18 protein-coding genes, 1 tRNA gene and 1 pseudogene are annotated in these 19,908 nt (G+C 67.4%); 11 read left to right on the top strand and 9 right to left on the bottom strand.

Features of this window, described 5'->3' with window-relative positions; all coding sequences use genetic code 11:
- The first annotated feature begins 182 nt into the window (after positions 1 to 182).
- From ACNO8X_RS05590 to egtE, 8 genes and pseudogenes are all read left to right on the top strand, one after another.
- Positions 183 to 1,361 carry an NADH:flavin oxidoreductase gene (locus ACNO8X_RS05590; protein WP_418004505.1) on the top strand — a complete coding sequence of 393 codons (1,179 nt, stop codon included), beginning with the start codon at positions 183 to 185 and terminating at the stop codon, positions 1,359 to 1,361.
- A gap of 7 nt (positions 1,362 to 1,368) precedes the next feature.
- Entirely contained in the window at positions 1,369 to 2,205 is an 837-nt protein-coding gene (locus ACNO8X_RS05595; protein ID WP_418004506.1) for a mycofactocin-coupled SDR family oxidoreductase, read from the top strand.
- Positions 2,206 to 2,336: 131 nt separating this feature from the next.
- Positions 2,337 to 2,891, top strand: a pseudogene (locus ACNO8X_RS05600) (sensor domain-containing protein); the annotation flags it as partial.
- 139 nt (positions 2,892 to 3,030) lie between these two features.
- A complete protein-coding gene (gene egtA, locus ACNO8X_RS05605) occupies positions 3,031 to 4,317 on the top strand; it encodes an ergothioneine biosynthesis glutamate--cysteine ligase EgtA (RefSeq protein ID WP_418004507.1) in 1,287 nt (428 codons plus the stop codon).
- Positions 4,314 to 5,612, top strand: a complete 1,299-nt coding sequence (gene egtB / locus ACNO8X_RS05610) for an ergothioneine biosynthesis protein EgtB (protein WP_418004508.1) — start codon at positions 4,314 to 4,316, stop codon at positions 5,610 to 5,612. Before egtA ends, egtB begins: the two co-directional genes overlap by 4 nt.
- Positions 5,612 to 6,295: an ergothioneine biosynthesis protein EgtC gene (gene egtC, locus ACNO8X_RS05615; RefSeq protein ID WP_418004509.1), complete on the top strand. Its 684-nt coding sequence runs from the start codon at positions 5,612 to 5,614 to the stop codon at positions 6,293 to 6,295. The genes egtB and egtC overlap by 1 nt, the downstream gene beginning before the upstream one ends.
- Positions 6,296 to 6,311: 16 nt before the next feature.
- Positions 6,312 to 7,307 (top strand): L-histidine N(alpha)-methyltransferase, encoded by a 996-nt coding sequence (egtD, locus tag ACNO8X_RS05620; RefSeq protein ID WP_418004510.1) that lies wholly within the window; start codon positions 6,312 to 6,314, stop codon positions 7,305 to 7,307.
- On the top strand, positions 7,304 to 8,437 hold the full coding sequence (gene egtE, locus ACNO8X_RS05625; protein ID WP_418004511.1) for an ergothioneine biosynthesis PLP-dependent enzyme EgtE: 1,134 nt from the start codon (positions 7,304 to 7,306) through the stop codon (positions 8,435 to 8,437). Before egtD ends, egtE begins: the two co-directional genes overlap by 4 nt.
- Positions 8,438 to 8,440: 3 nt before the next feature.
- On the opposite strand, the gene ACNO8X_RS05630 is transcribed toward egtE, so the two are convergent.
- Genes ACNO8X_RS05630 through ACNO8X_RS05645 form a run of 4 tightly spaced genes read right to left on the bottom strand, consistent with a single transcriptional unit; the run spans position 8,441 to position 11,564 of the window.
- On the bottom strand, positions 8,441 to 9,139 hold the full coding sequence (locus tag ACNO8X_RS05630) for a class I SAM-dependent methyltransferase (RefSeq protein WP_418004512.1): 699 nt from the start codon (positions 9,137 to 9,139) through the stop codon (positions 8,441 to 8,443).
- Positions 9,140 to 9,159: 20 nt separating this feature from the next.
- Complete coding sequence (locus ACNO8X_RS05635; protein ID WP_418004513.1) at positions 9,160 to 9,897, bottom strand: class I SAM-dependent methyltransferase; 738 nt, start codon at positions 9,895 to 9,897, stop codon at positions 9,160 to 9,162.
- Positions 9,894 to 10,763, bottom strand: a complete 870-nt coding sequence (locus ACNO8X_RS05640) for an oxidoreductase (protein WP_418004514.1) — start codon at positions 10,761 to 10,763, stop codon at positions 9,894 to 9,896. Before ACNO8X_RS05640 ends, ACNO8X_RS05635 begins: the two co-directional genes overlap by 4 nt.
- A gap of 15 nt (positions 10,764 to 10,778) precedes the next feature.
- Positions 10,779 to 11,564, bottom strand: coding sequence for a PadR family transcriptional regulator (locus ACNO8X_RS05645; RefSeq protein ID WP_418004515.1), 786 nt, complete (start codon positions 11,562 to 11,564; stop codon positions 10,779 to 10,781).
- Between the two features lie 175 nt (positions 11,565 to 11,739).
- On the opposite strand from ACNO8X_RS05645, the gene ACNO8X_RS05650 reads away from it, so the two are divergent.
- From ACNO8X_RS05650 to ACNO8X_RS05660, 3 genes are all read left to right on the top strand, one after another.
- A complete protein-coding gene (locus tag ACNO8X_RS05650; protein ID WP_418004516.1) occupies positions 11,740 to 12,117 on the top strand; it encodes a hypothetical protein in 378 nt (125 codons plus the stop codon).
- A 25-nt stretch (positions 12,118 to 12,142) separates the two neighbouring features.
- Entirely contained in the window at positions 12,143 to 13,288 is a 1,146-nt protein-coding gene (locus ACNO8X_RS05655) for a cation:proton antiporter (RefSeq protein ID WP_418004517.1), read from the top strand.
- Positions 13,289 to 13,724: 436 nt separating this feature from the next.
- Positions 13,725 to 15,080 carry a hypothetical protein gene (locus ACNO8X_RS05660; protein ID WP_418004518.1) on the top strand — a complete coding sequence of 452 codons (1,356 nt, stop codon included), beginning with the start codon at positions 13,725 to 13,727 and terminating at the stop codon, positions 15,078 to 15,080.
- 60 nt (positions 15,081 to 15,140) lie between these two features.
- Here ACNO8X_RS05660 and lfrA read toward each other — a convergent pair whose 3' ends face one another.
- The 5 genes from lfrA to ACNO8X_RS05685 form a co-directional block, all read right to left on the bottom strand.
- The gene (lfrA, locus tag ACNO8X_RS05665) at positions 15,141 to 16,661 is read right to left on the bottom strand and encodes an efflux MFS transporter LfrA (protein WP_418004519.1); all 1,521 of its coding nucleotides are present in this window, start codon (positions 16,659 to 16,661) and stop codon (positions 15,141 to 15,143) included.
- Between the two features lie 43 nt (positions 16,662 to 16,704).
- Positions 16,705 to 17,280, bottom strand: a complete 576-nt coding sequence (locus ACNO8X_RS05670; protein ID WP_043985015.1) for a TetR/AcrR family transcriptional regulator — start codon at positions 17,278 to 17,280, stop codon at positions 16,705 to 16,707.
- A 141-nt stretch (positions 17,281 to 17,421) separates the two neighbouring features.
- A tRNA-Pro gene (locus ACNO8X_RS05675) sits at positions 17,422 to 17,495 on the bottom strand.
- 297 nt (positions 17,496 to 17,792) lie between these two features.
- Complete coding sequence (locus ACNO8X_RS05680) at positions 17,793 to 18,893, bottom strand: PLP-dependent cysteine synthase family protein (RefSeq protein WP_418004520.1); 1,101 nt, start codon at positions 18,891 to 18,893, stop codon at positions 17,793 to 17,795.
- Positions 18,890 to 19,840 (bottom strand): metallophosphoesterase, encoded by a 951-nt coding sequence (locus ACNO8X_RS05685; RefSeq protein ID WP_043397248.1) that lies wholly within the window; start codon positions 19,838 to 19,840, stop codon positions 18,890 to 18,892. Before ACNO8X_RS05685 ends, ACNO8X_RS05680 begins: the two co-directional genes overlap by 4 nt.
- Positions 19,841 to 19,908 lie beyond the last annotated feature (68 nt).

Consider the following 19,908-nt stretch of genomic DNA (forward strand, 5'->3'; position numbering starts at 1 on the left):
TCATCACAGGAGCCGAGGGGCCGACGTGACATCGACGCCAACCTCAATTAGGGTGCCAGTGGATCACTAATCAATGGGGTTCCCGATGACCGCGGTGGTGAAGGTGACTCGTTGAACGCGCCACGACGGGCGAGCCGAAAGACGTTGCGGTATCAAGACTTACCGAAAGGACCACGGAAAGCATGGCACCCGACCCCTTCCAGCCGGCCAAGCTCGGTCCGATCACGTTGCGGAACCGGGTTATCAAGGCGGCGACATTCGAGGCGGCGACCCCTGATGCGCTGGTCACTGACGATCTGATCCGCTACCACCGGTTGCCGGCGGCCGGTGGGGTCGGGATGACCACAGTGGCGTATTGCGCGGTGTCCCCGGGTGGGCGTACCGATGGGTGGCAGTTGTGGATGCGCCCGGAGGCGATCCCGGGGCTGCGGAAGTTGACCGACGCGGTGCATGCCGAGGGAGCGGCGATCAGTGCGCAGATCGGGCACGCCGGCCCGGTGGCGAACCCGCGGACCAACAAGGCTCGGGCGCAGGCGCCGGTGCGGTTCTTCAACCCGCTGTCGATGCGGTTCGCCAAGAAAGCGACTCGCGCCGATATCGATGAGGTGATGGCCGCGCACGCGAACGCCGCGCGGTTGGCGATCGAGGCCGGCTTCGACGCCGTCGAGGTGCACCTGGGCCACAACTACTTCGCCAGCTCATTCCTGTCCCCGCTGATCAACAAGCGCCGCGACGAGTTCGGCGGCTCGCTCGAGAACCGGGCCAAGGTGGCCCGCGGGACGGTGCAGGCCGTGCGCGAGGCCGTCGGTGGGCAGATCGCGGTGATCGCCAAACTCAACATGAGTGACGGGGTGCGCGGCGGTATCCCCGTGGAGGAGTCGTTGCAGACCGCGAGATGGCTGCAGGAGGACGGGGCGCTGGATGCGTTGGAGTTGACTGCGGGTAGCTCCCTGGTCAATCCGATGTACCTGTTCCGCGGGGATGCCCCCGTCAAGGAGTTCGCCGCGAACTTCAAGCCGCCGCTGAGTTGGGGTATCCGGGCCAGCGGGCACAAGTTCTTCCGCGAGTACCCGTATCGGGAGGCGTACCTGCTCGAGCAGGCCCGTCAGTTCCGCGCGGAACTGACGATGCCGTTGATTTTGTTGGGTGGGATCACCAACCGCGAGACCATGGACCTGGCCATGGCCGAGGGGTTCGAGTTCGTCGCGATGGGTCGGGCTCTGCTGGCTGAACCCGACCTGCTGGGCCGTATCCAGGCCGACAAAACCGTGAGATCGGGCTGCACACACTGCAATCTGTGCATGCCCACCATCTACAGCCATACCCACTGCGTGGTCACCGGCAAGCCGGACTCGGATTAGGAGAAACATGGGCGACTTTGCTGGCCGCGTTGCGCTGATCACCGGCGGGGCACGAGGAATGGGCCGATCGCACGCGGTGGCACTTGCCGAAGCAGGTGCGGACATCGCCATCTGTGACCGGTGCGAGAACAACGAGCAGATCGCGTACCCGTTGGCGACGGACGCGGATCTGGCCACCACTGCGGAACTCGTCGAGGCAACCGGAAGGCGTTGTCTGACAGCAAAACTGTCGACAGCCGACAGGGGCGCGCTGGAGCAGTTCGTGGCCCGCGTCGAGTCGGAGTTCGGGCACTTGGACATCGCCGTCACCAATGCCGGCGTCAGTGCGATCGCGATGCTGCCCGATGTTCCGTCGGCGCAGTGGGATGAAGTGATCGGCTCCAACCTGACCGGCACGTTCAACACGATCGCCGCGGTGGCGCCGGGGATGATCGCGCGCGGGTTCGGCCGGATCGTCACCGTGTCCTCGATGCTGGGCCGCAGCGGCAATTTCGCGCAGGCCGCGTACGCCGCGTCCAAATGGGGCGTGATCGGGCTGACCAAGGTCGCCGCGCACGATTTGGCCGGGTACGGCATCACCGTCAATGCCGTGGCGCCCGGCAACGTCGAAACTCCGATGACCTTCAACGATGCGCTGTTCGGAGCCATGCGTCCCGATCTGGCACAACCGACGTTGGCCGACGTCGAATCGGTGTTTGCCTCGTTGCATCTTCAGCCGGTCCCCTTCCTGAAGGCGGCGGAAATCACCCGCGCGGTGATGTTCTTGGCGCACCCCGACAGCACCCACATCACCGGGACGGTGCTGCCGGTCGATGCGGGGGCCACAGCCCGGTTGACCGGCTGACATCACGCGACTGGTCACGCCGGCCGCAACTGGCATCATCGGAACCATGACTGCGCGCCCGATCTGGTTCACAGCCTGCGTCACCGCTGCACTCGCCCTGGCGCCGACCGCGGCCGCCAGACCGTCGGACCCCGGTGTCGTACGCGGTCCTGGGCAAGGGCTCGGTCGGCAATGTGGTCGGCGCCCCGATGGGCTGGGAGTCCACTTTCACCACGCCGTACCAGGGCTTCTTCGTCGACCTCCCGGTGTGCAACAACTGGGGCGACATCGGGCTGCCCGAGGTGTACGGCGACCCCGACCTGGCGTCGTTCAACGGAGCCGTGGCGCAGACGACGGCCACCGACGACAGGCACTCGGCCAAGCAGGCGGTGGGCGTCTTCGCCACGTCCGAGGCGGCTGCACGCGCGTTCCACCGGGTCGTCGACCGGACCGTCGGATGTTCGGGGCAGACCACCGCGATGCACCTCGAGGACGGCCGGACCGAGGTCTGGAGTTTCGCGGGCGCACCGGCCGGCCCGACCGACGTCGCCTGGGTCAAGCAGGAGGCAGACACCGATCGGCGTTGTTTCGTGCAGACCCGGCTGCGGGAGAACGTTCTGCTGCAGGCGAAAGTCTGCCAATCCGGCAACGCCGGTCCTGCGGTCAACGTACTGGCCGGGGCCATGCAGAACGCCTTGGGGCAATGACGGTGGCCGGGGTGAGTCAGGCCGCGCGGATATATTGCACAGATTTTTGTCGGTACCTCATGGCATCGTCGGACGAACACTAGGGAACACCAACCAACGGATGCGGGGGTCGACCCGGATCTCGGAAGGGGATGTTCAGATGGGCACCGCTACCGCCGTGCGTCGACCGCACGCCGAATACCCCGAGTTGTCCAGCGCGTACGGCGCCGCCCTGCTGGCCGGCGGCGGGTGCTTGCGGGACGGGCCGGTGGGCCGCGTCGGCCTCGAAATCGAGGCGCACTGCTTCGAACTGTCCGACGTGACGCGGCGGCCGGGGTGGGATGAACTGAGCGAAGCCGTGGCGGCCGTTCCGCAGCTGCCCGGCGGCAGCGTGATCACCATGGAACCCGGCGGCGCCATCGAACTGTCAGGGCCGCCTCTGGACGGCGCCGGGGCCGCGATCGCGGCTATGCAGGCCGATCAGACCGTGCTGCGGGAATCGTTGCGGCGCCGCGGACTGGGCTTGCTGCCGCTCGGCGTGGATCCGCTGCGGCCGCAGGCCCGGGTGAACCCCGGCGGTCGTTATCGGGCCATGGAGGCGTTCTTCGCGGCCGGCGGGACGGGTGCGGCCGGGGCGGCGATGATGACCTCGACCGCCTCGCTGCAGATCAATATCGACGCGGGCCCGCGTGACGGTTGGGCTGACCGCGTCCGGCTGGCGCACGCCCTGGGCCCGACCATGATCGCCGTGTCGGCGAGCTCGCCCATGCTGGGCGGTGAGTTCACCGGATGGCAGAGCACCCGGCAGCGGATTTGGGGACAGCTGGACACCGCCCGCTGCGGGCCGATCCTCGGCGCCAGCGGTGACGATCCCGCCAGCGACTGGGCGCGCTATGCGCTCAAAGCGCCGGTGATGCTCGTGCACACACCCGAGGCGGAACCGGTCACCGAATGGGTGCCGTTCGCGGACTGGGCGGACGGCCGCGCGCTGCTCGGCGGCCGCCGGCCGACCGAGGCCGACCTGGACTACCACCTGACGACGCTGTTCCCGCCGGTTCGGCCGCGGCGCTGGCTAGAGATCCGCTACCTCGACGCCCTGTCCGACGACCTGTGGCCGGCAGTGGTCTTCACCTTGGTGTCCTTGCTCGACGACGCCCGGCTGGCGCAGATCGCTTGGGAAGCAACGGAATCGGTGGCCACCGCGTGGGACCAGGCCGCGCGGGTGGGGCTGGCCGATCCGCGGCTGCGGGCCTCGGCGGTGCAATGCGTGCAAGCGGCTGCCGAGATTGCGCCGGCTGGTGTGGCGGGCTCGATGGACCGGCTGCTGCGGCAGGTGACGCAGGGGCGTAGTGCGGCCGACGATTTCGCGGACCGGGTCGTCGCGCACGGAATCGATTCGGCGATCACCGGGTTGGCACTTGATGACCGGCTGAAAGGTGGGGTGTGAGTACGCGCGAGCTGTTGGCCCGAGGGCTGACCCGAGCCCGGGACCGGACGCTGGCCCTGGTCGAGTTCGACGATGCCGAACTGCTGCGCCAGTACGACCCGCTGATGAGTCCGCTGGTCTGGGATCTCGCGCACATCGGCCAGCAGGAAGAACTGTGGCTGCTGCGCGGCGGCGACCCGAATCGTCCCGGGCTGCTGCCGCCGGACGTCGACAGCTTGTACGACGCGTTCGTGCATTCTCGCGCCAGTAGGGTGTCCCTGCCGCTGCTACCGCCGACCGATGCGCGCGCCTTCTGCCGCACCATCCGGTCCAAAGCCCTTGACGCCCTTGACCGGCTGCCCGACGAGGCCGGCGCAGAATTTCCATTCGCTCTGGTCATCAGTCACGAGAATCAGCATGACGAGACGATGCTGCAGGCCCTGAGTCTGCGCAGCGGGCCACCGCTGTTGGGCCCGGGCGCCGTTTTGCCGCAAGGGCGCGCCGAGGTGGCGGGCACGTCGGTGCTGGTGCACGGCGGACCGTTCGTGCTCGGCGTCGACGCATCCGATGAGCCTTTCGCGCTCGACAACGAGGGACCCGCGCACGTCGTCGATGTGCCGTCCTTCCGGATCGGCCGGGTGCCGGTCACCAACGCAGAATGGCGCGAGTTCGTCGCCGACGGTGGTTATCGGCAGGCGCGATGGTGGTCCGCCGCCGGCTGGGAGCATCGGCAGCAGGCGGGCCTGGTCGCGCCGCAGTTCTGGAGTGCCGACGGCACCACACGAGTCCGGTTCGGGCATGTCGAGGAACTGCCCGCCGACGAACCCGTGCAGCATGTCAGCTTCTACGAAGCCGAGGCCTACGCCGCCTGGGCCGGTGCGCGGCTGCCCACCGAAGTCGAGTGGGAAAAGGCCTGCGTCTGGGATCCCGCTGTGCGGGTGCGGCGCCGATATCCCTGGGGTGCAACCGAACCCGACGGGAACCGGGCCAATCTCGACGGCGCCGCGCTGCGGCCGGCGCCGGTGGGGGCTTACCCGGACAGCGCGTCGGCCTACGGTGTCGAGCAGATGTTGGGCGACGTGTGGGAATGGACCACGTCCCCGCTGCGGCCCTGGCCGGGATTCACCCCGATGATCTACGACCGGTACTCGCAGCCGTTCTTCGAAGGCACGGGCAGCGGTGACTACCGGGTCCTGCGCGGGGGTTCCTGGGCGGTGGCGGGCGACATCCTGCGGCCCAGCTTCCGCAACTGGGACCACCCGATCCGCCGGCAGATTTTCTCCGGTGTGCGGCTGGCCTGGTCGGTGACCGACTGATGTGTCGTCACCTGGGCTGGCTCGGCGACCCTGTCTCGGTGTCGTCACTGATCCTGGAACCTGCGAACGGCCTGCTGGTGCAGTCCTATTCGCCTCGACGGCAGAAGCACGGATTGCTCAACGCCGATGGCTGGGGCGTCGGGTTCTTCGATGGCGCGACACCGCGACGCTGGCGCAGTGGGGCGCCCCTGTGGGGCGATGCGTCACTGGCGTCGGTGGCGCCGGCGTTGCGCAGCGGATGTGTGGTGGCCGCCGTCCGCTCGGCCACGGTCGGGATGCCCATCGAGCCGTCGGCGTCGGCGCCGTTCACCGACGGCGAGTGGCTGTTGTCGCACAACGGCGTCGTCGACCGGGCGGTGCTGCCGGTGTCACGGTCCGCTGAATCGACGGTGGACAGCGCGATCCTGGCCGCCCACATCTTCGCCGAGGGGCTGGACAACCTGGCGGACACCGTGCGCAAAGTCGGGGAATCAGACCCGTCGGCGCGGCTGAACATCCTGGTGGCCAACGGTTCTCGGATGCTGGCCACCGTATGGGGCGACACGTTGTCGGTATTGCGCCGACCTGATGGAGTGGTGCTGGCCAGCGAGCCCTATGACGACCACCCGGACTGGCAGGACGTCCCGGACCGGCACCTCGTCGAGGTGACGGCCGCCGGTGTCGAGGTGACGGCACTGGCATGAACTGGAGAGGACCACAATGACACCGAGCAAGACGGCACCGCTGCTGACCAACCATCTCGCCGCCGATTGGGCACCTCGTGCCCTGCGGCGGGATGTCCGTGACGGCCTGTCGCAGTCGCCGAAATCCTTGCCGCCCAAGTGGTTCTACGATGGCGTCGGCAGTGACCTGTTCGATCAGATCACCCGGCTGCCCGAGTACTACCCGACTCGCACCGAGGCGCACATACTGCATGAGGCGGCCGGTGCGATCGTGTCGGCATCCGGTGCGGACACGCTGGTCGAGCTGGGCAGTGGGACGTCGGAAAAGACGCGCATCCTGCTCGACGCCTTCCGGGACGCCGACGCGCTGCGCCGATTCGTGGCGTTCGACGTCGACGAGAACGTGCTCAGCGCGGCGCTCACCCAGCTGTCCGACGAGTATGACGGTGTCGAGATCAGCGGGGTTCGAGGCGATTTCGAGCAGCACCTGGGCGAGCTGCCCGTCGTGGGCCGCCGGCTGATCGTGTTCCTCGGGTCGACGATCGGCAATCTGACGGCCGGTCCGCGGGCGGAGTTCCTCGCGAGCCTGGCCGAGGCGATGCGACCGGGCGACACGCTGCTGCTCGGCACCGACCTGGTGAAGGACACCACCCGGTTGGTCGCGGCCTACGACGACGGCGCCGGGGTCACCGCGCAGTTCAACCGCAATGTCCTGGCAGTGGTGAACCGGGAGCTGGACGCAGATTTCGACCTCGATGGCTTCGAACATGTGGCACGATGGAACACCGAATACGAACGTATCGAAATGTGGCTGAGGTCCGTTGCCGCGCAACGGATTCAGATACGCGAGTTGGGTCTGTCGGTGGAGTTCGAGGCGGGTGAGGAGATGTTGACCGAGGTGTCGTGCAAGTTCCGCCCCGAGGGCGTCGCGGCCGAGTTGGCGGCCGCCGGGCTGCAGCAGACCGAGTGGTGGACCGACCCTGCCGGGGACTTCGGGCTGTCACTGGCGGTCAAGCCGGACCTGCGGACGTGAGCGGGGCCGATCCCACCGTCGCGCGCCTGTGGCGTGCCGCCCGGCCCAAACCGCTGGGCCTGCATTTCGACAACGCCGCCTGCTCGCGGCAGAGCTTCGCCGTCATCGACGCCGCCGCCCAGCACGCCAGACTGGAAGCGCAGGTCGGCGGTTATGTCGCAGCCGAATCCGCGGAACCTGTCCTGCAAGCCGGGCGGGCCGCGGTGGCCGCGCTGACCGGGATGTCCGCCGGTGACGTCGTGTTCACCACCGGGTCGTCCAATGCACTCAATCTGCTGCTCAGCAGTTGGGATGGCGAGAAGACCATTGCCTGCCTGCCGGGCGAGTACGGCCCGAACCTGGTGGTGATGGCAGCCAACGGGTTCACTGTCCGCGAGCTACCGGTCGATGAACAAGGGCGGCTCGACGTCGAGGTGGCAGTCGCGCTCTTGCAGAGCGATCCGCCGGCCCTGGCCCATCTGACGGCGCTCGGCAGCCACCGCGGTGTGGCCCAGCCGTTGTCCGAGTTCGTGCCGGCGTGCCACGCGATCGGCGTGCCGGTGGCAGTCGACGCGGCACAAGCGCTGGGCCATCTGGACTGTGAGGTGTCACCCGACGTCATCTACGCGTCGTCGCGCAAATGGCTGGCCGGGCCACGCGGGGTCGGGGTGCTGGCGATCAGTTCGTCTGTGTCGCACCGGCTTCGGCCGCGCATTCCGCTGCCGGAATGGGGTACGCCGTTGCCGGTGCTGAAGCGGCTGGACCTCGGCGAAGCCAATGTGGCTGCCCGCGTGGCCTTTTCAACGGCGCTCGAGGAACATCTGGTGGCCGGGCCGGAACTGGTGCGGGCGCGGTTGGCCGAGGTGGGACGGCTCACGCGGACCGCGCTGGCGGCCCTGCCGGGTTGGCGGGTGGTCGAGAATGCCGATGAGCCCACGGCCATCACGACGATGGAGCCGACGCGCGGCGCCGACCCGAACGTCGTGCGGGCCAAACTGATCGCCGACCACGGCATCGTCACGACCGTGGCGGGAATCGATCGGGCCCCGCACGAGATGAAGATTCCCGTGCTGCGGGTATCGCCGCACGTCGACGTCACCGGCGAAGAACTGGCGTCCTTCGCCGGTGCGTTGACTGCCGCGTCGACCTGACGCTCAGGCCTTGTGCGCCGTGAGCAGGAACGCCGGCATCTTCAGGCGGCCCTTCTCGTCGAGGGCGTGTGGCGGCATCTCGAAGGTGGGCTGCCCGGGACCAGCGGGTGCTCGGCCAGGCATGCTGGCGTGGATGAACGCCGGCCGGATTTCGTCGATCGCCCAGTACTTGCCGACGGCCTCACGCAGCTCGGCCTCGGTGACCTCGTTCGGCTTCTGTTCTGCCTCGGCGGGGAACGCACCCTTGGCGAACACGAGGATGTAGTACTTGGCGCCCGGCGCGGCGGCGCGGAACACGGACTGCTGATAACCGTCGCGGCCCTCCACCGGAATGGAGTGGAACAACGTCGAATCCATGATGGTGTCGAACCGGCCGTCGAACCCGGTGAACGACGTGATGTCGTCCTGGACGAACGTGGCGTTGGTCAGATTCCGTTCGGCGGCAGCTTTTTTCGCTGCAGCCACTGCGGTGGGCGTGAGTTCGATGCCGACCACGGTGTAACCATCCGCAGCCAGCGCGAGTGACAGTTCGGCGTAGCCGCACCCGGCGTCGAGTACCTCGCCGGTGACCTTGCCTGCGGCGATCAATGCGGCCAGCTCAGGCTGCGGTTCGCCGATGTTCCACGGCGGCGGACCCTCGAATTCGCCTTCTTCACGGTATGCGCTGTCCCAGTCCATCACTTCGTTGGAGGAGTCCGTCATGGGTTCCAACGTACGCGGACCTACCTGCGGGTGGCGATGGCGATTTGCGGCGTGCACAGGCCGCCGCGCAACTCGATGTCGACGCCGGCTCGTTCGGCCAGCGCCCGCAGCGCGGCGGGGCTGTAGGCCCGCAACGAGCTGATGACGCCGTCATGCACGAACGGCACGAACGGGGCCAGCGGGAGCATGGCGGCGAGCCGCATCACGTGCAGCGGTGACGGTGGCCGGGGCAGGTCGATGATGAGCAACTTGTCCGCCACCCGGGTGCCCTCGGCGAGCACCCGGACCGCGGCGGACGGGGGCAGATGATGGAACGACAACGCGAAAACGGCCAGGGCGTAAGCACTGTCGGCCGCGTCGATGGCCGTCGCATCCATGTCGCGCACCGTCACCCGAGGATCGGAACCCAGGTCCCCTGCGGTGATGGCGGCAACCGAATCAGGCTCCAGATCGGTGACCGTCAGGATTGCCGTGGGGTGCATCTCCAGCACCTTCTTCGACAGCCCGCCGTGGCCGGCCCCGAGCTCGAGGATGCGCGGGTCCGGGACGTCGGCGACCTCTTCCATCGCGATGTGGGCGAAGCGCTCATGGAGGCCGAACCAGTTGCCGGTGAGCTCCAGAGCGCGGACCACGCTGCGCTTGACGGCGGGGTCGACGTCGTCGCGGTCGAGATACTCGGGCAGGTCGGTCTGCAACGCCCGATCGAGGCACGACGCCTGCGGGCCGCCGCGCGGCATGCGATCGATGTCGGTGCTCATCCGAGCGCGGCTGTCAGCGCGGCGGGTACCTCGATATCGGCCACCGCGAGGTTCTCCTCCAGGTGCGCGACAGAGGACGTGCCTGGGATCAGCAACATGTTGGGTGCCGCCGCCAATGTCCAGGCCAACGCGACCTGTGCGGGAGTGCGGCCGAGTTCGCTTGCGGCCTGGCGTATTTCGGGGTGGCCGAGCACGGGGTTCTCCGGATTGAACGCCGATCCCAGCGGGAAGAACGGGACGAACGCGATGCCGCGCGCGGCGCAGGCGTCCAGCACCGGCTGCGAAGAGCGGTCGAGCAGGTTGTATGCGTTCTGCACACACGCGATGTCGGTGCGCTGCAGCGCGAGCTCCAGGTGTTCGAGCGAGATGCTGCTCAGGCCGATGCCGCCGATCAATCCCTCGTCGCGGGCGGCGATCATGGCGGTGAGCTGGCGGTCGAACAGGTCGCGGTCGACCTCGCCCGGTGCGCTGGGATCACCGTCGGGGCCCATCACCCGCAGGTTCACCGCTGCCAGTCGGTCTGTGCCGAGGGTCGCCAGGTTCTGCTCGATGGCAGCCCGCAGCTCGTCGGGCTGTTGTGCCGGTAGCCAGTTGCCGGTCTGGTCGCGGCGGGCGCCGACCTTGCTGACCAGAGCGAGGCCCTGCGGATAAGGGTGCAGGGCCTCGCGGATCAGCTGGTTGGCCACATCGGGGCCATAGAACTGCGCGGTGTCGATGTGATTGACGCCGAGCTCCACCGCGCGTCGCAGCACGGCGATCGCCTGGTCACGGTCGCGTGGTGGACCGAAGACGCCGGGCCCGGGCAGCTGCATGGCCCCGAATCCGACCCGGTGGACCTGGTACTGACCGAGCGCGTACGTCGTCATGTAGCCAGGCTAACGCTAGTCGGACTCGCCGAGAATCTGATAGATCTCGCGGCGGGCGTTGTTGACGATGTCCAGGATGCGTTGCTGCTGTTCGGCATTCGCTGAATGCACCGACTGAGCGACCGCGCCGAACAACTGTCCGAGCGCGTTGCGCAGGTTCATGGCGGCGGGGTCGGCACCCTCGGCGATCTCTTCCCACGGAGCGGTCTCGATCGCATCGGCGGCCGTGCGGCCGTCGTCGGTCAGCTCGAAAGTCTTTTTGCTGCCGGGACTTTCGGCGGGCGTGATCAGACCCTCGTCCTCCAAGAGCTGAAGGGTGGGGTAGATCGAGCCGGGGCTGGGCTTCCACAGGCCGTCGCTGCGTGCGGCGATCTCCTGGGTCATCTCGTAGCCGTGCATCGGCCGCTCGGTGAGCAGCTTGAGGATGGCGGCGCGAACGTCGCCACGCCGGCTGCGGCCACTGGGACGTCCTCGGCCGCCATGACGTCGTCCGCGGGGACCGCCCGGTCCGAAGGGACCCGCGCCGAAGCCGGGACCAAAACCGAATCCGGGGCCGCCGAAGCCTGGGCCGAAGCCAAAGCCGGGGCCGCCCTCGCCGCGGTGTTCCCGCACGTGGTCACGGAACTGTTCGCGCATGTCCCTGCGGGTTGCGCGGCGCTCGTCGTGCCGGGCGCGCCGGTCAGCGGGGCCGACGAACGGTGAACGATCGCCGGGTGCGAAACCGAAACCGCCGCCGTGCGACGGGCGATTGAAAGGGCCGCCGTCGAACGGGCGGCCAGGTGGAGTGAATGGGGTGTCCATAGATGTGTTCTTCTTTCGGGAGGGAGGCGCCTAGCGCGCCTCCGATGCATTAACGATATATCGGAAAGTATCGGAAGGCAACAGGTCGGGCTGTGATGTACGCCGATGCCTGCCCGTCCGCTGAGAGTTCACCGCGCGCAGCCCGCACCGGCGCGGCCGCGATTAGGGTGTGGCGATGGCGGTGCAGTGGCTGAACGAACCCGAGGATCATGACTACGACGCGGCGGCCGACTACCTGACCATGCTGGCCTCCAAGGACGAGGTGGCCAAGGTGGTCGCAGCGCTGAAAACGGCGAAGACGACGACACGGAAAGCGAAAGACATCCTGCGTGCGGCACAACTGCCGTTGCTGCCGGAGGCGAACGCCCATGTGCGGGCCGACCTGAGCAAGATCAGCGACGGCAAGAAGCTCTCGCCGATCCTGTTGGTACGCGGCGATGTTCACAGCGGGGCGCCATTGCAGATCGGCGACGGCTACCACCGGGTGTGCGCCAGCTATCTGACCGACGAGAACACCGGCATCCCGTGCCGGCTCGTGTCGTGGCAGTCCTGACCATGGCGTTGTGACCGGCTGACCGATGGGCGATTTCGGATTCCATGCCCTGGCGCTGCTGGCCGTCATCGGACTGGTGGGGCCGCTGCTGGCGGCGGTGCCGAAGCTGCGGGTGCCGGTGATCGTCGGCGAACTCGTGGCCGGAATCGTCGTGGGGCGGACCGGGTTCGGCATCGTCGACGCGGACAACCCGACGTTCGTGATGCTGGCAGACATCGGGTTTGCGCTGGTGATGTTCATCGTCGGCACGCATGTGCCGGTGCGGGACAAGTCATTACGCGGGGACCTGCCCAAAGCGCTGCTGCGGGCGATCGTGGTGGGTGCCTTCGCGGCGGTGGTCGGTGTCGTCATCGCGCATCTCTTCGGCACCGGGCACGCCCCGCTGTACGCGGTACTCATGGCCTCGTCGTCGGCCGCGCTGGCGCTGCCGGTCATCCAGTCGCTGGGTCTGACGGGGCCCCCGGTGCTGTCCGTTACCGCCCAGATCGCGATCGCCGACGCCGCGTCGATTGTGTTGTTGCCGTTGGCCATCAACCCGGCCGGTGCTGCGCGTGCGGCCGTGGGGGCGCTGGCGATCGCCGCGTGCGCGGTCCTGCTCTACTTCTTTCTGCAGTACGAAGCCAAGCGCGGATGGCTCAAGCGGATGCACAAGTACTCACACAGCCGGCACCTGGCGCTGGAACTGCGGATCAGCCTGATCGTGCTGTTCGGCCTGGCGGCGCTGGCGAAGTCGACGCACGTCTCGATCATGCTCGCGGGTTTTGCGCTGGGACTGTGCCTTTCGGCGGTCGGCGAGCCCCGTCGGCTGGCGCGCCAACTGTTCGGCATCACCGAGGGGTTCTTCGCGCCGTTGTTCTTCGTCTGGCTCGGCGCGTCATTGCAGGTGCGGGAACTCGGGGAGCATCCGGATCTGATCGCGCTCGGCGTGGCGCTGGGCGTGGGGGCGGTGCTTGCGCATCTCAGTGGCCGGCTGTTCGGGCAACCGCTGTCGCTCGGGGTCCTGGCGGCAGCGCAATTGGGTGTTCCGGTGGCTGCTGCCACGTTGGGTACCCAGCAGCACCTGCTGAGTCCGGGGGAGCCGTCGGCGCTGATTCTGGGCGCATTGTTGACCGTCGTGGCGACGTCCGTTGCCGGCAGCATCGCCAAGCGTCGGCAAACTGTCGCTGCCTGAATTTCGCCACGCCGTAGGGCTCGACGCACCGTCTCAGTATGTGGACGCGGGGCCGGCGTCGAGCGTTCCCGGAATGTTGCCCGCGGCTATGAATGACGCTTACGAAAATTACGCGTAGCGAAATTTGCTGAAGTCGCAATCTATCGACGGCTCGCATTTGCGGTCCGCCACTCAATTGTGGGTGTGACGTGGGTCTCGTTGTGTTGTGAAGTGGCGGTGACGTGGTCCATTCGAATTTGGGCGGTCCTGCCGGCCAAATTTGCTGATTCTGTAGCACGTCTAAGTTGCCTGTTGGAACAGCAATCTAACGCAATTGACAATTTCCCGATCGATCGATTCTGGTTAGCTGGAAAATGTGTGCGTTCGTCAAAAACACCCATTTACTAGGGGTAAGTTTCTGCGTCACACGGGTGTCGCGATAACTGGGAGGATTCGAATGCAGCTCACCATGAAGCCGTATCTCACTGCGGGCGTTGCTCTCGCGGGGGCGAGTGTGATTGCTGTGGCGCCGATGGTGCCGCAAACGGCAACGCACCTGCCGGCAGTTCCTCACGTGCAGGTATCCGACGTGCACCTGACAGCCTTGGTCAACCCGATCGTGGCGCTGGGGAACATCTACAACGCCCTCGCCGAGACGGTCGGGCAAACCAGCTACATGGTGGAGACCAGCGTGAATCCGCTGGTGCGCCAGGTGGTGCTCGATGCGAACTACGGCGTGCAACAGGGCATGCAGTTGATCGGCAACATCACCGGCGCGACGTTCACCCTCGGTGGCGCGTTGCCGGGCACTCTCGTCAATGTGCTGGGGAACCTCGGCACGCTCAACGTCAACGGCGCCATCGACTCGCTGGTGGGTGGTCTGCTTCCCGGCGGACTGCAGTTGATCACCGGCATCAACGGCCCGGTGCAGAACATCCTGCAGCAACCGTTGGCAGTGGGTGAGGCATTGGTTCCCGCGGTGCTTGATTCGGTCACCGCATTGGTCGCCGGCCTGGCGATTTCGACAGTCGGCATCGGTTGCGGCTCCTGCCTCGGAACAACTCCGGTAGTTCAGCAGGTGGTCAAGAGTGTGACGGGAATTCTGCAGTCGGTGCTCACCCTGAATCCGGGCACGATCTACAACGGCGTGCTCAACAATGTGGTGAGCCTCGTGCAGAACATTCAGAAGAATGTCACGGATTTTGAAACCGGCACCGTGCCGTACATCGTGAATCGGATCATCACGGCGCTGAACGTGAACCCGAATGCTCCGGGTGGCGTGACCGTTCCTCTTGCCGCCGCGCCGGTTGCGGCACTGGCGGCGGGCACGGCGGCCGAGAGCTCGAAGACGGCGACGGACACCTCGGCGGCAGACCCGACTCCGGCGACGACCAAGAAGGCGGCCACGGCCACTGCGGCGACCTCGACCGAGGCGGCACCGGCCACCGACGCGGCGAAGGACACCTCGGCGAAGGACACCTCCACCAAGGACACCTCGACCAAGGACACCTCGACCAAGGAAGCCGACGCCAAGGCCGCTGATGGCAAGGCGACCGACGCGAAGGACGCCGACAAGAAGGACGCCGACGCCAAGTCTGCTGACGCCACGGGCACCGACACCAAGGGTGCGACCAAGGATGCCGATGCCAAGGGCACTGACACCAAGGGCACCGACAAGGTGACGACACCCAAGGACGGTGCGCCCAAGACTAAGAAGGCGCAGAACCCCGTGTCAAAGGTGGCGAAGTCGATCACCAACGCGATCAAGGGTGCCACCAAGGCTCCCAAGGGCAAGACCGGCAGCAGCAAGTAACCGAATAGCGGACTGTCGCCCCAACGCCGAAAGGCGTTGGGGCCACAGTACGTTCAGTGACTATTGCCGGCCGCGGAAGGCGGCGGCGACGATCGCTGCGGCGACCAGTGCCAGCGCCGCGGCGGTCGCCGCGGTGGCGCCGATCCCCGAATCGAAGGCGACGCGTGCCGACTCCATCAGGTGGTTGCCGAGCTCGGTCGGCAGGGTCCGGGCCACCGAGATGGCGCCACCGATGCTCTCCCCGGCGTCGGCCGACTGACCGGGTGAAAGGGCCCCGGGCAGTTCGACGTTCGCGCGATAGAACGCGGTGAACATGGTGCCCAGCCCGGCGGTGCCGATCACCGCACCCAACTCGTAGGCGGTCTCCGACACCGCTGACGCCGCGCCGGCCTTCTCGGGCGGCACCGACGCTACGATCGTGTCGTTCGAGATCGTCTGCGACACACCGACACCCAGCTCGAGCACGGTGAACGACGCGATGACCCCGACCATGGTCAGGTCGTGGCGGAACATCAGGATCAGCAGGAAGCCGGCGGCCACCAGCAGCAGGCCGGTCACCATCAGCGTCTGGGGCGCGAACCGCTTGGCCAACCGCACCACGCCGATGCCCGCGATCGTCGAGGCCGCCGCACCCGGCAGCATGACCAGCGCAGCGGTCAGCGGGTCGAGCCCGAGTACCAGCTGCAGGTGCTGCGAGACGAAGAACAGGAACCCGATGAGGCCGACCATCGACAGGAAGTTGGCCAGGATCGACGCCGTGAAGGGGCCGTGACCGAACAATCGCATGTCGAGAATCGGTGTGGCACTGCTGTTCTGCCGACGCACGAACCAGATGCCCGCGGCGATGCCGAGGGCGACGGCGGCGAGCGTCAGAGCCGAGATGCCGTCGTGCGCGGCGGTCTTGATCGCCCACACCACCGGCAGCATGGCCGCCAGCGACAGCAGCACGCTGGGCGCGTCGACCGGGCCCGGGTTCGGGTCCCGCGATTCAGGCACCAGCTTGGGCGCCAGCACCAGCAGCGGCAGCAGGATCGGCACGGCGATCATGAAGACCGCGCCCCAGTGGAAGTGCTGCAGCAGCAGGCCGCCGACGATCGGGCCGAGGGCCGATCCTGCCGCGAAGCACGACGCCCAGATGGCGATGGCGAGCCGGCGCGACGTGGCTTCGGTGAAGATGTTGCGGATCAGCGACAGCGTCGACGGCATCAGCATGGCGCCGAAGACACCGAGCGCGGCACGCGCGGCCACCAGGTAGCCGGCGCTGGGCGCGAACGCCGCGGCGGCCGAGATGACGGCGAACCCGACGGCGCCGATGAGCAGCAGCCGGCGCCGGCCGAACCGGTCGCCGAGGCTGCCCATGGTCACCAAAAGTGTTGCCAGCACCAGGGAATAGATGTCGACGAGCCACAGCTGCGTGGCGGCTGACGGGCGGAACTCTGCGGCGATGCTGGGCAGCGCGAAGGCCAGCACCGTGTTGTCGATGGAGATCAGCAGCACGGGCAGCATCAGCACTGCCAGCGCCCACCAATGGCGTTGCGGTGTCCGGTTCGTCACCTCGTTGGTGACGAGACTGATGGACATGGGAGTTACCTAACTTGTTGAGGGGAAAGCAAATTCGGGCGGATCAGGATGGATCCGGGGTGATGGTGCCGGCCGTCAGGCTGGCCATGATGGCGTCGACGATCTCGACCCGCGGCGCGATGTTCCGGCGCAGTGCCTCGTATCCGGCGTCGAGCAGGGCCCAGAAAACCAGGCGCGGCCACTCCGGTGGGCTGGTCTGCGGTCGTGCCGAAACCCGCGCCAGCACTTCGGCTATCGCCTCGTCGCCGGTGTCGAGGATCGCGGACAGCTCCGGATCGGCGACGATGGTCGGCTCGTTGTAGACGAAAGGCACGATGGGGCCGAGGTCCAGTTGGGATTCGACCACGCGGCGCAGCGCCGCGAGCGGCGGGCCGCAGGTCGGCTCGGCTTTGTCGATGGCGGCGTTACATATCTCGTGCACGTACAGGGCGACGGCGCGGATCAGCTCGGAGCGCTCGGCGAAGTAGCGGTGCAGCGTGCTGCGGCCGACGTTCGCGGCGGTGGCGATATCGCTCAACGACGCCGCGGGGTTGGTCGCCAGGACGGCGGTGGCGGCATCGAGGATCGCCTTCCGGGTACGCGAACGCACACCGGTGTCGAGCGATTTCAGTTCAGCCATGCGTCAAAAATAGCACGAGTGACCGAAAATAGGACATAGATGTCCCAATATAGAGATAAGGCTCACCGCGAGCTGCTGAACCAGGTCCTGAAACAAAGCAGGCCCCGACCAGATTTCCCTGGTCAGGGCCTTGCTCACTTGTCGGGGTGGCGGGATTCGAACCCACGACCTCTTCGTCCCGAACGAAGCGCGCTACCAAGCTGCGCCACACCCCGTGTGAAGCCACGACAGCGTATCGCACCGGTGCCCTCAGAAGCCAAACGGCCCTTGCCGGGTGACGTAGCCGCAGGTAGATGGGGCTAGCGGCGAAGATCACGTCCGATATCGGGATGCATTTACCCGCATCGTGCGTTTAATCCGGTAACTGTGGTGAAACAACCGCCGAACGCGACGAAGCGAGGGACGAACATGACCGGATTGGGAGCTCTGCTCTACTGCGGATTCTTCGGTCTGGCAGCGCTGTGGCTGTTCGCGACTTCTGACTACCGGACGGCCTGGGTCGGCCGCCAGGGTCACGCCCAGCGGCCGGAACGCTCGAACTCCGTCAGTGCCGCCACGGCATCGGTGGAGTCCAGTCCGCGGCTGCTGACCCACGCGTCGTCGAAGTAGGTGTCGGCGTAGCGGTCGCCGCTGTCGGCGAGAAGCGTCACCACCGAACCGCTGCGGCCCTGCGCCACCATCTCGGCCAGCAGCCCGAACGCACCCCAGATATTCGTCCCCGTGGACGGACCCACCCGGCGGCCCAGAACCTTGCTCACGTGCCGCGCTGCGGCCACTGAGCCCGCATCGGGCACGCACACCATGGCGTCCACCACGCCGGGCAGGAACGACGGCTCCACCCGCGGCCGGCCGATGCCCTCGATGCGCGACGACGCTCCGGTGAACACGTCCCGGTCGCCCGTGGCCCACGACGGATAGAACGCAGAATGCTCCGGGTCCACCACGCAGAGCCGGGTGGCATGGCGCCGGTAGCGCAGAAACCGTCCGATCGTGGCGCTGGTGCCGCCGGTGCCGGCGCCGACCACGATCCATTCCGGAATCGGATGGGTCTCGTCGCGGAGCTGCGAGAAGATCGACTCGGCGATGTTGTTGTTGCCGCGCCAGTCGGTGGCCCGTTCGGCATTGGTGAACTGATCCAGGTAATGGCCGCCGGTCTCGCGCGCCAGCCGTTCTGCCTCGTCGTACACCTGAGACGACTGCTCGACGAAATGGCAACGGCCACCCTGGTTTTCGATGAGCTCGATCTTGGTCGCGCTGGTCGACGACGGCATCACCGCGATGAACTCGAGCCCCAGCAGCGCCGCGAAATACGCCTCGGACACCGCGGTCGACCCGGACGACGCCTCGATGACGGTCGTCTGCGGGCCGATCCAGCCGTTGCACAACCCGTACAGGAACAGCGACCGAGCGAGCCGGTGCTTGAGGCTGCCGGTGATGTGCGTGCTCTCGTCCTTCAGATACAGCTGGACGTCGACGCCCGCGCTCCACGACGCAGGCAACGGATAACGCAGGAGATGGGTGTCGGCGCTGCGCCGGGCGTCGGCCTCGATCAGGCGGACAGCGTTGTCCACCCAGTCCCGGTCGACGTTGCGCGACGCCACCGGTGCGGTCACCGTGCCGAGACGGCCGGCTGCGTCATGTCGGCGCCGATGCCGGCGTGCCCGCCACCGGTCGGTGCGGCCACCAGCGTCAGCAGCGTCACCTCCGGCCGGCAGCAGAAGCGCACCGGCGTGTACGGCGAGGTGCCCAGACCGGCGGACACATGCAGCTGCGTGTGCGCGCCCCAGCGGGACGGACCCTTCACCCGGGAGGTGTCGATGTCGCAGTTGGTCACCAGCGCGCCGTAGAACGGCACGCACAGCTGCCCGCCGTGCGTGTGTCCGGCCAGCACCAGCTGGTAGCCGTCATCGGCGAAGCGGTCCAGGACGCGCGTGTACGGCGCGTGGGTGACGCCCAGCGACAGATTGGCCGCGGGGTTGGGCCGTCCGGCGACGGTGTCGTAGCGGTCGCGACCCAGATGCGGGTCGTCGACCCCGGCCACGGCGATGAGCTGACCGTTGACCTCGATCTCACGCCGCGTGTGGGTCATGTCCAGCCAGCCGCGCTCGGTGAACGCCGCGCGCAGGTCCTGCCACGGCAGCGGCCGGCCGGTGATCCGCTTGTGCTTGCTGAAGAGGTAGTTGGCCGGGTTCTTCGGCTTCGGCGCGAAGTAGTCGTTGCTGCCGAACACGAACACGCCGGGCACTGCCAGCAGATCGCCCATCGCCTGCACCACGGCCGGCACCGACTTCGGGTGCGAGAGGTTGTCTCCGGTGTTGACCACCAGATCCGGCTCCCAGCGGGCCAGCTCGCGCAGCCACGCCTGCTTACGGCGCTGCGCCGGCATCATGTGCAGATCGCTCAGATGCAGCACCCGCAGCGGCGACGAACCGGGCGTCAGCACCGGCATGGTGACCTCGCGGACCACGAACGCGTTGCGCTCGATGAGCGACGCGTAGGCGAGGCCTGCAGCAAGTGATCCGGCGACTGTGACGGCAGCGTTGCGGGCGATGGCAGACATGCAGGCAGCCTACTTGCTCACTGCGGCAATTCGCCCGTTGTCGCTGGTCATCGTTAGAAAGCCCACAG

Source organism: Mycobacterium sp. PDNC021 (assembly GCF_048282635.1).
Classification (GTDB): Bacteria; Actinomycetota; Actinomycetes; order Mycobacteriales; family Mycobacteriaceae; genus Mycobacterium; species Mycobacterium llatzerense.

What these genes read in the sequence shown, in the direction of transcription:
- ACNO8X_RS05590 (WP_418004505.1), top strand. Translation starts at nt 183, where the DNA reads ATGGCACCCGACCCCTTCCAGCCGGCCAAGCTCGGTCCGATCACGTTG.
- ACNO8X_RS05635 (WP_418004513.1), bottom strand. Translation starts at nt 9,897, where the DNA reads ATGAGCACCGACATCGATCGCATGCCGCGCGGCGGCCCGCAGGCGTCG.
- ACNO8X_RS05660 (WP_418004518.1), top strand. Translation starts at nt 13,725, where the DNA reads ATGCAGCTCACCATGAAGCCGTATCTCACTGCGGGCGTTGCTCTCGCG.
- ACNO8X_RS05640 (WP_418004514.1), bottom strand. Translation starts at nt 10,763, where the DNA reads ATGACGACGTACGCGCTCGGTCAGTACCAGGTCCACCGGGTCGGATTC.
- ACNO8X_RS05650 (WP_418004516.1), top strand. Translation starts at nt 11,740, where the DNA reads ATGGCGGTGCAGTGGCTGAACGAACCCGAGGATCATGACTACGACGCG.
- ACNO8X_RS05645 (WP_418004515.1), bottom strand. Translation starts at nt 11,564, where the DNA reads ATGGACACCCCATTCACTCCACCTGGCCGCCCGTTCGACGGCGGCCCT.
- lfrA (WP_418004519.1), bottom strand. Translation starts at nt 16,661, where the DNA reads ATGTCCATCAGTCTCGTCACCAACGAGGTGACGAACCGGACACCGCAA.
- ACNO8X_RS05670 (WP_043985015.1), bottom strand. Translation starts at nt 17,280, where the DNA reads ATGGCTGAACTGAAATCGCTCGACACCGGTGTGCGTTCGCGTACCCGG.
- ACNO8X_RS05685 (WP_043397248.1), bottom strand. Translation starts at nt 19,840, where the DNA reads ATGTCTGCCATCGCCCGCAACGCTGCCGTCACAGTCGCCGGATCACTT.
- egtA (WP_418004507.1), top strand. Translation starts at nt 3,031, where the DNA reads ATGGGCACCGCTACCGCCGTGCGTCGACCGCACGCCGAATACCCCGAG.
- ACNO8X_RS05655 (WP_418004517.1), top strand. Translation starts at nt 12,143, where the DNA reads ATGGGCGATTTCGGATTCCATGCCCTGGCGCTGCTGGCCGTCATCGGA.
- egtC (WP_418004509.1), top strand. Translation starts at nt 5,612, where the DNA reads ATGTGTCGTCACCTGGGCTGGCTCGGCGACCCTGTCTCGGTGTCGTCA.
- ACNO8X_RS05630 (WP_418004512.1), bottom strand. Translation starts at nt 9,139, where the DNA reads ATGACGGACTCCTCCAACGAAGTGATGGACTGGGACAGCGCATACCGT.
- ACNO8X_RS05595 (WP_418004506.1), top strand. Translation starts at nt 1,369, where the DNA reads ATGGGCGACTTTGCTGGCCGCGTTGCGCTGATCACCGGCGGGGCACGA.
- egtD (WP_418004510.1), top strand. Translation starts at nt 6,312, where the DNA reads ATGACACCGAGCAAGACGGCACCGCTGCTGACCAACCATCTCGCCGCC.